At 39.7% G+C, this 16,188-nt stretch carries 10 protein-coding genes; all 10 read left to right on the top strand.

Annotated features, from left to right (window positions below; translation table 11 throughout):
• The first annotated feature begins 18 nt into the window (after positions 1 to 18).
• Positions 19 to 2,775 (top strand): LuxR C-terminal-related transcriptional regulator, encoded by a 2,757-nt coding sequence (locus R1T16_RS06850; RefSeq protein ID WP_317500356.1) that lies wholly within the window; start codon positions 19 to 21, stop codon positions 2,773 to 2,775.
• Between the two features lie 245 nt (positions 2,776 to 3,020).
• On the top strand, positions 3,021 to 6,116 hold the full coding sequence (locus R1T16_RS06855; RefSeq protein ID WP_317500357.1) for a TonB-dependent receptor: 3,096 nt from the start codon (positions 3,021 to 3,023) through the stop codon (positions 6,114 to 6,116).
• A gap of 10 nt (positions 6,117 to 6,126) precedes the next feature.
• The gene (locus tag R1T16_RS06860; RefSeq protein WP_317500358.1) at positions 6,127 to 7,542 is read left to right on the top strand and encodes a RagB/SusD family nutrient uptake outer membrane protein; all 1,416 of its coding nucleotides are present in this window, start codon (positions 6,127 to 6,129) and stop codon (positions 7,540 to 7,542) included.
• Positions 7,543 to 7,618: 76 nt separating this feature from the next.
• On the top strand, positions 7,619 to 8,995 hold the full coding sequence (locus R1T16_RS06865; RefSeq protein ID WP_317500359.1) for a glucoamylase family protein: 1,377 nt from the start codon (positions 7,619 to 7,621) through the stop codon (positions 8,993 to 8,995).
• A complete protein-coding gene (locus R1T16_RS06870; RefSeq protein ID WP_317500360.1) occupies positions 8,995 to 9,699 on the top strand; it encodes a prolyl oligopeptidase family serine peptidase in 705 nt (234 codons plus the stop codon). The genes R1T16_RS06865 and R1T16_RS06870 overlap by 1 nt, the downstream gene beginning before the upstream one ends.
• 40 nt (positions 9,700 to 9,739) lie before the next feature.
• On the top strand, positions 9,740 to 11,983 hold the full coding sequence (gene bglX / locus R1T16_RS06875) for a beta-glucosidase BglX (protein ID WP_317500361.1): 2,244 nt from the start codon (positions 9,740 to 9,742) through the stop codon (positions 11,981 to 11,983).
• A gap of 104 nt (positions 11,984 to 12,087) precedes the next feature.
• Positions 12,088 to 12,288 carry a YqaE/Pmp3 family membrane protein gene (locus tag R1T16_RS06880; protein WP_317500362.1) on the top strand — a complete coding sequence of 67 codons (201 nt, stop codon included), beginning with the start codon at positions 12,088 to 12,090 and terminating at the stop codon, positions 12,286 to 12,288.
• 34 nt (positions 12,289 to 12,322) lie between these two features.
• Positions 12,323 to 14,080, top strand: a complete 1,758-nt coding sequence (locus tag R1T16_RS06885; protein ID WP_317500363.1) for a discoidin domain-containing protein — start codon at positions 12,323 to 12,325, stop codon at positions 14,078 to 14,080.
• 47 nt (positions 14,081 to 14,127) lie between these two features.
• Entirely contained in the window at positions 14,128 to 15,570 is a 1,443-nt protein-coding gene (locus R1T16_RS06890) for an MFS transporter (protein WP_317500364.1), read from the top strand.
• A gap of 113 nt (positions 15,571 to 15,683) precedes the next feature.
• Positions 15,684 to 16,106, top strand: a complete 423-nt coding sequence (locus tag R1T16_RS06895) for an OB-fold protein (protein WP_317500365.1) — start codon at positions 15,684 to 15,686, stop codon at positions 16,104 to 16,106.
• The last annotated feature ends 82 nt before the right edge of the window (positions 16,107 to 16,188 follow it).

Genomic DNA, 16,188 nt, shown 5'->3' on the forward strand with positions numbered 1-16,188 from the left:
ATTCTAACCGCTCCCGATATGTTCCTGAAAAATATATTCTCAGTTTTTCTCTTATTCTGTTTCTCGATAGTCTCTTCTCAGGAACTTTTGCCTTTTGTAGAAAATTTTACCAAGTCAGAATATAATGGTGACAACCAGGTATGGAACGTTGTTCAGGGTAATGACAATGCAATGTATTTTGCTAACAACCATTATTTTATTCGGTATAATGGTGTAAAATGGGAAAAATATTCGCTCCCAAATAAAACCATCATCCGTTCTGTTTTTGTAGATGGAGATAAGATATACTGTGGTTCTTACAGAGAATTTGGTTTCTTTAAGAGGGTTGAAGGTAAAATGGTATATACATCTATATCAAAGATCAATCCGAAATTGTTTAGCGGAAATGCGGATAACGAGGAGGTTTGGAAAATATTTAAGAAAGGCAGCAGTATTTATTTTCAGGGGTTTAACGAGATTTACGTTTATGATGGCACTGCTATAAAAAAAATCAGGTTTCCTGAACAGATATCCTATTGCTATGTTATAGATAATGTAATATACGTTGCAACAGTACGTAAAGGGATTTTTGTAATGAACGGAGAAACCTTTACGAAGATGCCCAATTGGAATCTTGCTGAGGGCAACATTATACACAGTATAGAAAAAAAGGGTGGAGTCTTTTATATTTTCACCAAAAACAATGGGATACTTGTTTCTAATTCTGCCGGAAAGCTTGAAAATTGGAACAATCCTCTAAATGCTATAATAAAGGATAATGTAATAACTGCAGGAAAGTTTCTTGACGACAAAGTACTGGCGTTAGGTACAGGCCGTAACGGACTTTATGTAATTAACCTTGCCGACAATACCTATAAAAACATCAATCGTAATAACAGCATCAAGAATAATACGGTGCTGTCTATAGCTTTTGATAAAGAAAAAGATCTTTGGCTTGGGCTTGATAACGGCATCTCTCACATTGAGATTAATTCGCCGGTATCTATATTTTTAGATAATTCCGGGTTGTTAGGATCAGTATATTCATTGGCTGCACTTAATAATGGCGGTCATCTTCTGGTTACGAATCACGGTATTTTTACACATAAGAATAAGCAATTAAATGCCATTCCAAATTCGCAGGGGCAGGTATGGGATATTTATAAGGAAGGCGACCGTTTTATAATAGGCCATAACGATGGGACATTCTTATATGATGGTAATGCACTGCAATGGAAAAACCCTGTTAACGGCGGATGGAAATTTTTGAAGAGCCAGTATGATAACGTTTATTTTCAGGCAAACTATACCGGTATTGCTGTGTATAAAGATATAAACGACCTTACTAAGGTAACTAAATTGGATAAGCTTAATAAGCCTATACGGAATATTGCCCAAAATAAGCCGGGAGAAATATGGGCGGCAGATAATAACCGAAGCCTTTACCGCATTACCTACAGCAAAGATTTTAAGGTAAAAGAAGTTGAAAATATTTCAAGCACGAATAAGATATCAGGAGATTATGGAGTAAAGATCTTTAATTTTAGAAATGAGATATTGTTTCTTATCAATAATGTATGGTATGTATATAATGGCATTGCCAATAAGCTGGAAGAAGATAAAATATTTAATACCGCATTTAAAGGCATTTCAGATATTATTCCTGTAGACGACGATCAGTTTATGGTGGTAAAAGCATCGCAGCTGTATCTTATAACTGCGGGTAAAAATGATTTTTTATGGAAACTCCTTCCTGAAAAATACTATCGCAGCAAGCTAATCCTTGATAATATACAGGTTTACAATGACAATGGGCAGCTATTGGTAAACCTTGATGACGGTTTTATAGCTTTTACTCCCACTGAAAGATCAGAAAAACGGCAAAAGATCAGTATTGAAGGATTTTACGACAACGAGCTGATAGATTACAATACTAAAATTAAATACAACCAATCTGTAGAGATAGATGTCAAACCTGAATTTTATGGATTTAGCAGGCCTGATCTTACCTATACGCTCAACGGATCGGACGAATTTTTGCCTGTAGGTAACGGTCATCTTACGCTTAATAATCTTGGAGGGGGAAAACAGGAGTTAGAAGTTTTTTATAACGATGGTAAAAACAATATAAAATTGGGTGATTTTAAGTTTTATGTTTCCAGCCCATGGTATTTTTCTTTCTGGATGATCTTGGTTTATGTGTTGTTTGTAGCTATAGTTTTTTTCCTATACTATAGGTGGAATAAGGTAAGGTACATGGAGCAGATAAAACTTAACGAAGAGGAGCTTAAGCACAGGCGACAAATTCTGGAACTTGAAATGGAGGCCGAAAATAAATTAAGGAAGCAACAGCATGAGAAACATATGCTCGAAGTAGAGGTGCAGAGTAAGGCATCTGAAGTTGCGGGTAAATCGTTATCTATTGCCAAGCACAATGAAATGATTGAAAGCATTCAGGAGGCTTTAGAAGTAAAGCAAAATACTGCTGAACTTAAATCAGCAATCAAGAAAATCATTAAAACCAATACCCTTAGCAAAAACGAATGGCAGAGTTTTGAGAAAAACCTGGTAAAAAGTCATGAAGAGTTTGTAGACAGGTTATCTAAAAAATATCCAACCCTTACTTCAAAAGATATTAAACTTTGTATTTATCTTAAGATGAATTTGTCATCAAAAGAAATTGCTCCCCTAATGAATATATCATATCGCGGCGTAGAACTTCACCGATACAGACTTCGCAAAAAGCTTGATATTACACAGGAGGAAAGCCTTACCCGCTTCATGATAAATGTGTAATTTATTCCAGTTATAATTTATTTTATTCAATTTTTAAACTAAAAAATTAACTATTGAATACTACATCAATACTACATCAATTGCTATTTTTTAGATGTATTATAGTAATGTTTAAATTGTTGTAATATAGAGTTTTATGTTGTATTTTGATTGAAATGATGTAGTTAAGATATGCTTAAAATGTATTGACTACAACGATGTAGTGATTACTTTCGTGCTACTAACTCTTTAACATATTCAACAATATGAAAAACTTTATTCTTGTTTTATTCCTGCTGCTTGGTAGCATCGTTACCTACGGTCAGGAAATTACAGGTACAGTAGTCGATTCTGATGGGCAGCCGATACCGGATGCATACATCTCTTCGTCTTCTGGTGCCGTAGCATCATCAGATCTTGATGGTAAATTTTCTATTGCCGGTAAAGCAGGCGATATGATCACTTTTTCCATGATTGGGTTTGATAAAATAACTGTAGCGGCCACAGCAGGCGCTATGTCGGTATCCATGAAAACCAGCGCAGCAAACAATCTTGAAGAGGTTGTTGTTGTGGGATATGGTACTCAAAAGAGATCTAATTTAACAGGCGCCATTGGCTCTGTAAAAGCAGATCAGTTTACAAAACAGCCGGCATTTAATGCCATGGGGTCTATCCAGGGTAAGGTTGCGGGTGTACAGATTATCAATAATGATGCTCCCGGAGCTGCTCCTACAGTTAGGATCAGGGGTTTAGGTACTGCTGCATCGGGAACAGAGCCTTTATATGTAGTTGATGGTATCGTCACTACAGATATTAAAAACATCAGCCCTGCAGATATCGAATCTATGGACATCCTGAAAGATGCTTCATCTGCTGCGATCTATGGATCTAATGCTGCAAACGGTGTTGTTTTGATTACTACTAAAAAAGGTAAATCAGGTAAAATGACCCTTTCTGCAAGCTCAAGCTACGCTGCAAAATCAATTCTTAATCAGGTTGATATGGCAAGTGCTTCACAGTATGTTACATATTACAACGAAAATCTTGCTGCTCAGGGAAGAACTACAGGTTTCCTTACTGCAAACCAGCCTTATAACACAGATTGGTTTAAAGAAGTTGCTCAGGTAGGCCATACTGTACAGAACAATGTATCTGTATCTGGAGGAAGTGATAATGCGCAATATTTTGTAAGCTATAACAATTACAGCGAAGAGGGTATTCTTAAAGATCAGAAATTAAACAGGAATGTGATCAGGATGAATAATACATTCAAACTGTTTAATGATAAACTTAAAATTACGCAGTCAGGTAGTATGGCGTTCACAAAAAATAATCCAAAACCATTTGGTGCGTTTGATGATGCTTACAGACAGGCACCTATTGTGCCAACACGTTATGCTAATGGAGCTTACGGACAAAGTTTTTACAACCAGACAATAGGTGTTGTAGGGTATCAGGGAGCTGCAGGTGATGCTATAGGACGTTTAAATTCTATCGGTAACCCGCTGGCAACAGTAGGTTTTACTAATAGAGAAACAAATTCTACTGCACTACAGGGAATGTTTGATGCTGAATTGAAGTTAACCGATTGGTTAAAAGTGAATTCAAGGATTGGTTTAAACAAATCGTATGCAAAAACAAGGACTTACGATGATATTAAAGGACGCTATCTTGCTGAAGATCCTACGAGGACAGAAGCTGATTTCCTCGCACTTCAGCAGGCTAACCCTACATCTACAACATATCAAAACAATATGCTCTCGTATCAAAATGATGAGTTTTTCCGTTATAACTGGGATACATTCTTAACATTTGACAAGCAATTTGACAAGCATAGTGTAAACGTTATTGCCGGTGTAACAAGAGACAGGAGAAATGATAATTACACACAGACATCTACAGGATATAATGTGCCTGTTAAAGAACAGTACTGGAACTTAAATCAGGCTTCTTTAACTTCAGCTACAGGTTATTATGATACTGCTAAACAAATCATTTCTTACTTCGGACGTTTATCATATAACTACGATGGCAAATACTTTTTAACGGCTAACTTTAGAAGGGATGGTAACAGTACATTTAAAAACAATGAGAAATACTGGGGTAACTTTCCATCAGTTTCCGCCGGTTGGGTTATTACAAGAGAAAATTTCCTAAGTGATATTAAAGGACTTGATTTTCTTAAGATAAGAGGTGGTTACGGTGAGCTTGGTAACGCAGATGTTCAATTTAATCAGACTGTGATTTTAAGAGGAACAGACAGCAACAACTATAACTACGTACTTGGACCGGGCCAGGTTCTTGCGCAGGGGGCTTATTTAGGATCTCCTGCTACACCACTAAGCTGGGAAGTAACTAAAGAGGTTAATGCAGGTCTTGACTTTGAACTTCTTGACAGAAGGTTAACAGGTAGTTTTGATTATTACAACAGGCGTACAACAAATGCAATTCTAAATGTTATTCCTTTACGTAACTCACCTAATATCCTTAACTATAATGATCATGGTGCAGAGATCGTAAATAAAGGTTTTGAGATTGGTCTTAATTGGAAAGACAATATCGGAGAAGATTTTACCTATTTTGTAGGCGGTACATTTACGCATAATCAAAATATGGTACAGAATGTTAAACCGGCTTATGACGGAAGCACAGGCGGTAGCCTTGCTAACGGGCAAATAACAAAGAGGCTGCAAAATGGACAACCAATTTATTCATGGTGGATGTATGAGGCAGACGGTGTATGGCAAAACCAGGCAGATATTGATGCAAATGCACACCTTGCAACTGCGCAGCCTGGACAGTTAAAATACAAAGACCAGAATGGTGACGGCAAAATTGATGATGCCGATAAAAAATTCTTTGGTAACTATATGCCTAAATTCAACTACGGTCTTACTGTAGGTTTCAACTACAAAAATTTCGACTTTTCTGTTGATGGATATGGTGCAGGAGGAAACAAAATTTATAACGGACTTAAAGGTACACGTATAAATGGTGGTGAAAACTTCTCTGCAGACATGTTTAACGGTCGCTGGACTCCGGATAATACTACTGCAACAAAACCTGGTGCTAACCGTGATGCCATTGCATCCAGCTATTATCTAGAGAAAGCGGACTACTTGAGGATAAACAACATTACTATAGGATATACCTTCAATAATGTTTGGAAAGAAATTCCAAGATTAAGGGTATATGCAACGGCGATGAACCCATTCCTGATCACAAAATATTCAGGTTTTACTCCGGAGCTTAACACTCCTGATTCAAACGGAAATGTTACTGCAAACGGAATCTCTGGTATCGAGCTTTCTGCCTATCCTAATGTAAAAACATTCATTTTTGGTGTTTCTGTAGATTTATAATAAAATAGTTATGAAAAAACAATATAAAACAATATTATGCCTGTTAATGGGTGCTGCGGTACTTACAGGCTGTGATGACTTTCTTGACGTAGATTCAAGAAAGGATACTGATATTAACGATCAGGAACTTGTAACCCCTGAAGCATACGTAAATGGTATTTATGGTATGCTTACGGAGTGGGATTATGCATTCTCTTACCTTGGAGTTACAGAGATGCTGTCTGATAATGCAGATAAAGGAAGTTCACCATCCGATACCGGAGGTGATAAGAAAGAACTTGATGATCTACAGTTTACCAGCAGTTCAGGATCTTTTGATGCTATGTGGGCTAATTGGTACAAAGCAATAGGCCGTGCTTCTTATGCTATCGAGTATACTGAAGGTTTTGGCCTTACAGATGAGGGATATAAAAATCGTCTTATAGGAGAGGCTAAATTTCTTAGGGCTTATAACTATTTCTTTTTAGTAAGAGGTTTTGGAGATGTGCCTTTACAGCATGTTAGCCTTACTGAACGTGTTCCTAAAGAAGAGGTTTATGCTTATATAGAAGCAGATCTTCTTGATGCTATAAACACATTGCCTAACAAAAGTGACTATGAGTCTAAAGATTTAGGCCGTGCTACTAAAGGTGCTGCACAGGCACTACTTGCTAAAGTGTATCTGTATGAAAAAAAATGGCAGCAGGCTTATGATATGGCTCAGACTGTTATAGGCTCTGGCCAGTATAGCCTTGAGAACGATTATGCTACATTATGGAGAGTTACAACTGAAAATGGAGTTGAATCTATTTTTGAAGTTCAGGCAAGGGGCGAAGTAGTAGCTCACGGTGTTCAGCAGTATTCTGAAACTCAGGGTGCACGTGGTACAAGCGGCTGGGGCTGGGGCTTTAATACGCCGTCTCAAAACCTTCTTGATGCTTATAACGCAGCAGGAGATGACATAAGGAGAGATGCAACAATTATTTTTGCAGGCGAAACACTTTATGACGGGCGTATTGTAAGTGCAGCGGTTGAAAACCCAATGTACAACGAGAAAGCTTATTCAAGTGCTAATGCCGGTGCAGGAGATGGCGATAAGAACATTCGTGTACTTAGGCTTGCTGAAATTCACTTAATTGCAGCTGAAGCGGCTAATGAGCTTGGCAACACTGCGGCAGCCCTTACAAACTTAAATATTGTAAGATTAAGGGTAAACCTTGGTGAGGTAACAGATACTGCAAACCTTAGACAGGCAATTTGGAATGAAAGAAGGCTTGAACTTGCATTTGAACACGACAGGTGGTTTGACCTTGTAAGAACAGGACAGGCAGCGTCTGCAATGCAGGCAGCAGGTAAAAACTTCATCGTGGGAACACATGAGCTTTTCCCGATACCTTACAACCAGCTGATTCAGACACCAACAATGACTCAGAATCCGAATTACTAATACCAATATTCTTCCTCCTTATAGTTTACTGTAAGGGGGAAGATTTTTTAATAGCATGAAAATAATTACAAAGCCAATGCTCAGATATTTACTTATCATTCCGACGCTTTTCGCAACAGGATGCAGCTCAGGCGATCCAAAAGTATCAGGAACTCCTGAACAGCCTGAAACTCCTGCCGTGCAACTAACTGATGAGCAGCTTGTAGACCTGGTTGAAAAACAAACTTTTAAATATTTCTGGGATTTTGCAGAGCCTAACTCAGGCCTGGCACGTGAGCGTTATCATCCTGATGGCAACTACCCTGATAATGATGCCCATATAGTAACTACCGGAGGTTCCGGTTTTGGGCTTATGGCCATCATTGGCGGTATTAACCAACAGTATATAACCCGCGAAGAGGGTGTAGAAAGGTTTAAAAAAATTGCAAATTTTCTTGAAAATGCCGACCGCTTTCATGGCGCATGGCCGCACTGGATGGACGGCAATACAGGTAAGGTTAAGCCTTTTGGACAAAAAGACAATGGGGGAGACCTTGTTGAAACGGCTTTTCTGACAGAAGGTATAATCTGCGTGAGGGAGTTCTTTAAAAACGGTACTCCCGAAGAGCAGCAGCTTGCACAACGATATGATGCTATGTGGAAAGGTATTGACTGGAACTGGTACCGTAACGGGCAAAATGTATTGTACTGGCACTGGTCGCCAACATATGACTGGCAAATGAACTTTCCGCTTGAAGGGTACAATGAGTGCCTTATAACCTATGTTTTGGCAAGCGCTTCACCTACGCATGGCATTACACCCGATGCGTATCACCAGGGATGGGCAAGGGGAGGAAACATCGTTTCTAACAATACAAAATATGGATTGCCACTTATTTTAAAACACAATGGAGCAGAAGAATTTGGCGGGCCATTGTTCTGGGCGCATTATTCGTATGTAGGACTTGACCCTCATCAACTAAGCGATCAATACGCTAATTACTGGGATCTTAATGTTAACCAGACAAAGATTGACTATCAGTACTGTGTAGAAAATCCTAAAGGATATGCAGGATATGGACCTAATTATTGGGGGCTTACAGCTTCTTACAGCCATAACAATGATGGTTCAATAGGCTATGATGCCCACATGCCAAGCAACGATAAGGGAGTTATTTCGCCCACAGCGGCAATCAGTTCTATAGTGTATACACCAACCGAATCGTTAGCAGCTATGCGCAACTTTTATGAGAACCATAATTCGCTGCTTTGGGGGCCTGCCGGTTTTTATGATGCACACAGCCAGCAGTACAACTGGTCTGCTAAAAGATATTTAGCAATAGATCAGGGGCCAATGGCAGTAATGTTAGAGAACCATCGTTCAGGTTTGCTATGGAGTTTATTTATGAACGCACCGGAGGTTAAACAGGGACTTATTAACCTTGGTTTCCATTCGGGTAAATACGGATTTTAATGTACAGGCTTATTCTAATAACTGCATTTGCAATATTCATGTCTACAACGGGTTTTGCTCAGCAGGATAAAAGCGGGTCTTTTAAAACCGAGATCGTACAAAAAAAACAACTGGGCTATCTGCTCCATTCACCAGATGATGCAAAAGGGAAGAAGCCTTTGATCGTTTTCCTTCACGGATCGGGAGAAAGAGGTAATGACCTTGAGAAAGTGAAAATACATGGCCCTTTTAAACATTTAAAAGACCATAAACTGGATGCTTATGTATTGGCACCACAATGCCCAGATGAAGAAGTATGGGATCAGGAAGTGTTGTACCGATTGATACAAAAGATAGTAAAAGAAAATAACATAGACAGCAAGAAGATTTACGTAACCGGCATGAGCATGGGCGGATGGGGAGCTTGGCAGCTCGCATTTGCACATCCTGATGCATTTGCTGCACTTGTGCCTATCTGCGGTTTTGCAGATAGTGTACCGATGATTGAAGACTGTAAAATGAAAAACCTGCCAATACGCATTTTCCATGGTTTGATGGACGATGTGGTAGAGGTGGAATATGCCATTGCCATTTACAGGAAGCTAAAACCTTGCGGAGGCGATATTGAACTCACCATTTTTGATGACGCCAATCACGACAGCTGGACAAGGGTATATGACAACAAAGATATTTACGAATGGATGCTGAAGCAGTCAAAGCAGTAAGCATTTATCTATTTATACATTAAACATCTAAAAAAATAAAATGAAGAAGTATTCAAGAACCTTACTTTTTGTGTTGGCTTGCTCAGCAACCATGCACGCCCAAAAAGCAAAGAAAACAAACATCAAACCCCGCAATGAGTTCATACCGGAACTTATGGCTAAAATGACCGTTGACGAAAAAATTGCACAATTAGTGCAGTTTACTGCTGACGGCACAGTTACAGGCCCTAAGAGCGGTAATAACTTTATTGACGAGATAAAGAAAGGAAATGTTGGTTCTATACTTAATGCAACAGGTGTTAAGTACACAGGTGAGCTGCAAAAGTTGAATATGGACAACTCAAGGCTTAAAATTCCGTTGTTGTTTGGTTATGACGTTATTCACGGATACAGGACTATATTCCCTATTACACTCGGAGAAACAGCAAGCTGGGATCTTGCTGCAGTAGAACTTGGCGCTAAAGTAGCTGCTGATGAGTCGGCTGCATCAGGTATACACTGGACATTTGCACCAATGGTGGATATATCGCGCGACCCAAGATGGGGCCGTGTATCTGAAGGAGCAGGGGAAGATACTTTCCTTGGTTCTAAAATGGCATTTGCACGTGTTAAAGGTTTTCAGGGTAACGACCTGATGTCGCTAAACTCTATACTTGCCTGTACAAAACACTTTGCTGCTTATGGCGCTGCCGAAGCAGGACGTGATTATAACACTGTGGATATGAGCGAAAGGGTTTTGAGGGAAGTGTACCTTCCGCCATTTAAAGCTACAGTAGATGCAGGAGTTGCTACCTTCATGACATCATTTAACGAAATAGCGGGCGTGCCATCTACCGGAAGTAAATTCCTTGTAAATGGAATACTTAAAAAAGAATGGGGCTTTAATGGCTTTGTAGTTACTGATTATACAGGTATAAACGAAATGGTGCCGCACGGCTATGCAAAAGACGAGGCACATGCAGGTGAGCTTGCGCTTACAGCAGGAGTAGATATGGATATGGTGGGAGGCGTTTTCCTTAAGCACCTAAAACTGTCTCTTGCCGAAGGTAAGGTAACAATGGCACAGATAGATGATGCCTGCCGCAGGGTACTTGAAGCAAAGTATGATCTTGGACTTTTCCATGACCCATATCGTTACAACGACGCTAAAAGGGAGAAAGCGACCATCACTAAAAAAGAATACCTTGATGCTGCACTTAACGTAGCAAACAAATCATTCGTTCTGCTTAAGAACAGCAATAACGTCCTTCCGCTTAAAAAAGAGCAAAAGGTTGCTTTTGTTGGTCCGCTTGTTAGCGATGAATTCAATATCATCGGTTCATGGGCTGCAACAGGAGACAGGAATGGTTTTGCTGTCAGCATCCAGGAAGGTGTAAACAAGCTTGTTGCAGACAAGAGTAAAGTTAGTTTCGAAAGAGGCGTAGAAATACTCAAGGATGACAGAAGCATGATACAGAAGGCTATTGCGAGTGCAAAGAATGCCGATGTTATTGTTGCTGTAATGGGCGAATTTGAAAACATGACAGGCGAAGCTGCTTCACGTACAAATATCGATTTACCGGGCATTCAGAAAGAATTCCTTGCAGAGCTTAAAAAACTGAATAAGCCAGTAGTTCTTGTATTGCTTAACGGCCGTCCGTTAACGCTTACATGGGAAAATGAAAACATGGACGCTATTCTTGAAGCATGGTATCCGGGCACTATGGGCGGAGATGCTATTGCGCAAACACTTTATGGCATGAATAACCCAGGCGGTAAACTTCCTATGACTTTCCCTCGTAATGTAGGTCAGGTCCCTATCTACTACAATCATAAAAATACAGGAAGGCCGTACCTTGGAGCTAAAGATCCTGAGCAAAAATACAAATCACGTTACACAGATTCTGATAACAGCCCTCTGTATCCCTTTGGTTACGGATTAAGCTATACCACATTTGAATATTCTAATCTTAAACTTTCGTCGTCTGCACTAAATGCAAACGGTAAACTTAAAGTTACTGTAGATGTTGCCAATACCGGTAACTATGATGGGGAAGAAGTAGTACAATTGTATGTTAAAGATGTTGTAGGGTCTGTAACGCGCCCTGTAAGGGAACTAAAAGGATTCAAAAAACTGCTTATCAAAAAAGGAGCTAAGCAAACCGTAGAGTTTGAACTTTCTCCTGACGATTTGCGCTTTTATAATATAGATATGAAGTTTGTAGCTGAGCCGGGCGATTTTGAAGTATTCGTAGGCGGAAATTCAGATGCAGCACTTAACAGTAAGTTTGTGTTAGTTATTTAAATTTTAGGGACTTATTTTTCACATTCACTAAAAGGCCATCGTAACAGGTGGCCTTTTTCGATAAAAATTAATTAGATTAGTGCCATAATAATTCATCACTTATTATGAGATACGTAATTGCATTCTTCTTTCCGTTTCTTTCGCTGATGCTGCAGGGTAAAATAATGTCAGGGCTGCTATGCCTCGTACTGCAGTTAACCCTAATAGGCTGGATTCCTGCCTTCATCTGGGCGGTAACATCCCTCAACAGGATGTATGCCGACAGGAGGAACAGGCAGCTTATCGCCGAACTGAAAAGAAGGTGAGAGTGTTATGGCCTGATCGCTTTAAATAGTATTTATGAAAAATTATATTGCTTTACTGGCGGTCTTTGTTTTTTCTTTTGGCTACAGCCAGCAAAAAACCTATTGTAATCCTGTTAATATAGATTATGGTTATTGCCCTATACCTAATTTTGTAACCCAGGGAAAACACCGCGCAACGGCAGACCCTGTAATTACTTTTTTTCAGGGCAAATATTATTTGTTTTCAACAAATCAGTGGGGTTATTGGCACAGCGATAATATGCTGGACTGGACATTTGTACCGCGTAAATTCTTAAGGCCGGAACACAACGTATACGACGAGCTTTGTGCACCATCAGTATCTTTTGTAAACGATACGCTATTGGTAGTAGGATCTACGCATACCAAAGATTTTCCGATTTGGATGAGCACCAACCCAAAAGTAGACGAATGGAAAGAACTGGTACACAAATTTGAAGCAGGCGCATGGGATCCGCAAATCTTTTGGGATAAGGAAAAGGACGAAGTATACCTCTATTACGGATCGAGCAATATGTATCCATTGTATGGTGTAAAGCTTAACCGCAAAACCTTTCAGCCGGAAGGTGAAGTCATTCCGTTGCTGGCATTGAATGACGACGAACACGGATGGGAACGTTTTGGTGAACATAATGACAATACTTTTCTTCAGCCGTTTACCGAGGGCGCATTCATGACTAAACATAATCGTAAATATTACCTGCAATATGGTGCCCCTGGAACCGAATTTAGCGGCTATGCCGATGGCGTATATGTAGGCAATAATCCGCTGGGACCTTTTGAATACCAATCGTTCAACCCATTTTCGTACAAACCTGGAGGTTTTGCAAGAGGAGCAGGGCATGGCGCTACCTATCAGGATAATAATAATGCCTATTGGCATATATCTACCATAGTACTTTCTGTTAAAAATAATTTTGAAAGGCGATTAGGTATATGGCCTGCAGGCTTTGATGCCGATGGCGTTATGTATTCCAATACCGCTTATGGCGATTACCCAACCTTTCTTCCTTCAGAAAATAAAGATCACACAAGGTTAAGTTCGTTCTCAGGATGGATGCTGCTTAACTACAACAAGCCGGTTCAGGTATCGTCTACACTGGGTGGCTTCCAGCCTAACTTTATATCCGATGAAGACATAAAGACGTATTGGTCGGCAAAGACAGCTAAAAAAGGCGAATACATTATAAGCGACCTCGGCGAAACAAGTGCTGTAAATGCTATCCAGATAAACTACGCTGATCAGGATGTTGAGCTGATGGGTAAGCCCGAAACTACTACAGGGCATAAATATATCATTTACAGTTCTACAGACGGCAAAAAATGGAATGTGCTTGTAGATAAAAGCAAAAATACTAAAGATGTGCCGCATGATTATATAGAACTTGCCAAGCCTGCAACGGCGCGTTATATAAAACTTGAAAACCACCAGATGCCTACGGGCAAATTTGCTGTTAGCGGACTTAGGATTTTTGGGAAAGGAAACGGTGCAAAACCGGGTGTTGTACAAAATTTTGTTCCGCTTCGTGCCGAACCTAAAAAGAAAGGCGAGCGCCGAAACCTATGGTTCAAATGGCAGCAGGAGCCCAACGCCGACGGTTATGTGATCTATTTTGGCAAATCGCCTGAAAAATTATATGGCTCAATTATGGTATATGGCAAAAATGAATACTATTTTAGCGGGCTGGATAGGAGCGATGCATACTACTTCCGGATTGAAGCTTTTAATGCCAATGGCATAGGGCCAACAACAGAAATTAAAAAATCAGAATAACCCAAACATCTATAACCCAAATACAAATTAACTTTTAAAATCACATTATGAGTTCTGAAAATTCACAAACCAAATGGGGCCAGTTTATACCGCTGGTAACCGTTTTCTTCTTTTGGGGATTTGTTGCTGCCAGTAACGATATCCTTATTCCTGTATTTAAATCGGCTTTTAGTTTAACCCAAAGCCAGAGCCAGCTTGTGTCACTTGCGTTTTATATTGCCTATACGGTAGGATCGCTTTTATACCTGGGTATTTCAATTATTACAGGAAAAGATGTTGTAAGCCGCATTGGTTACAAGAATTCATTATCATTAGGCCTTATAATTTCAGCATTAGGAACATTATTATTTTATCCTGCGGCTAATATGGGCTCATTCCCATTAATGCTTTCAGGTCTATTTATTGTTGGCCTTGGTTTCTCGCTCCAGCAAACTGTAGCAAATCCACTCGCGATTGCTCTAGGACCTATTATAACAGGTTCACAGCGTTTAACCCTTGCAGGAGGTATAAACAACTTTGGTACAACAATTGGTCCGCTGGTTGTGAGTTTCGCGATTTTTGGATCAGTTTCAGAAGCTAGCACTGCTGTTAGCATAGAAAGCGTTAAGGTACCATATCTTATACTTGGAGCTGCATTTGCATTAGTTGCAGTATTACTTAAGTTCTCATCGATACCAAACCACCCGCCGTTAGAAGAAGGTGACGTTGTTAAAGAAGAAATTGGAGGCCCTAAAACATCAGCGCTTGAATATCCACAGCTTTTAATGGGTATGCTTGCCATATTTCTTTATGTGGGCGTAGAGGTATCTACAGCAAGCAACCTGCCTGCATATCTTGAAAAAGACCTTGGTTTCCTTACACATAATATTGCGCCTTATGTTTCCCTGTATTGGGCAAGTATGATGATAGGCCGCTGGGGAGGTGCTGTTGAAGCTTTTACAGATAGTAAATCGATGCAGACATTATTTAAATTTGTTGCACCTTACCTTGCTTTTGCAGTGTTCTTAGGGGTAAATGCATTTATGGGGCATGACCTTGCTCCGTTCTATGTATATGGATTAATAATTATCGTTCTTATCCTTGCCGACCTTGCCAGTAAAGGTAACCCGGCAACGATGCTGTTGTTGTTCTCTGCACTTGGTATATTGGCACTGCTGATAGGTATGGCGACAACCGGTATGGTAAGCGTTTATGCCTTTACAAGCGTTGGTCTTTTCTGTAGTACGCTATGGCCTTGTATCTTTACACTTGCAGTAAGCGGACTTGGCAAAAAAACAACACAGGGCAGTAACTTCCTTGTAATGATGATTATGGGTGGTGGTGTAATGAGCTTTGTTCAGGGGCTTGTTGCAGATGCAACGACTATTAAAACCAGTTATATCGTAGGCGTTATCTGTTTTGCCTACCTGGCATTTTATGCATGGAAAGTAAAAGGCATCCTTAGAGGGCAGGGCATTGACTTTGATAAAAAAATAAGCGGAGGCCATTAATATCTGGCTATCTGTATGTTATAATTAACGGCTGCTTTTGCAGCCGTTTTTTTTATAATTTGCTAACATTGCTATATACGAAAATCCTTATCTTTGAGTTAAAGATATAAACTATGAAAAAGAAAATTTTATCGATTGCGCTTTTAGGACTGGTACTTTCAATAGCATCTTGCAGCAAAAAAGCAGAGGGTGATGCATCGGCAACAGCTGTAGATTCTACGGCGATTGAAGTTCCTGCTCCTGAAACTACTGCAGATACTACTGCGTCTGCAGCTCCTGCTGCTGCAACTGTATACAAAGATGGAGAAACCGTTGAAGTGTCGGGCGTTGTTAAAGAGATCAACAAAGGCAAAGACGGTTATACAGCTAAAGTTGAAACTGCCGATGGCAAGAAATATGGTGCTACTATAAGCATCCCTAATATGACAGATCCTAAGCAATACAGATCGGTTAATGTAGGTGATAAGATTACTGTAAAAGGAGAGGTTACTAACCTTGAAGCAGAAGCTATCATCGTTGTGAGAGAACTTAAATAGTTATAATTGTTATATATAAATAAGAAACCCTGTCCGCTCCCGGACAGGGTTTCTTTGTATAAAAAGGGTTGGTTGGTGTGTT

It is taken from the genome of Flavobacterium sp. DG1-102-2 (assembly GCF_033042555.1).
In the GTDB taxonomy this organism is placed as follows: domain Bacteria; phylum Bacteroidota; class Bacteroidia; order Flavobacteriales; family Flavobacteriaceae; genus Flavobacterium.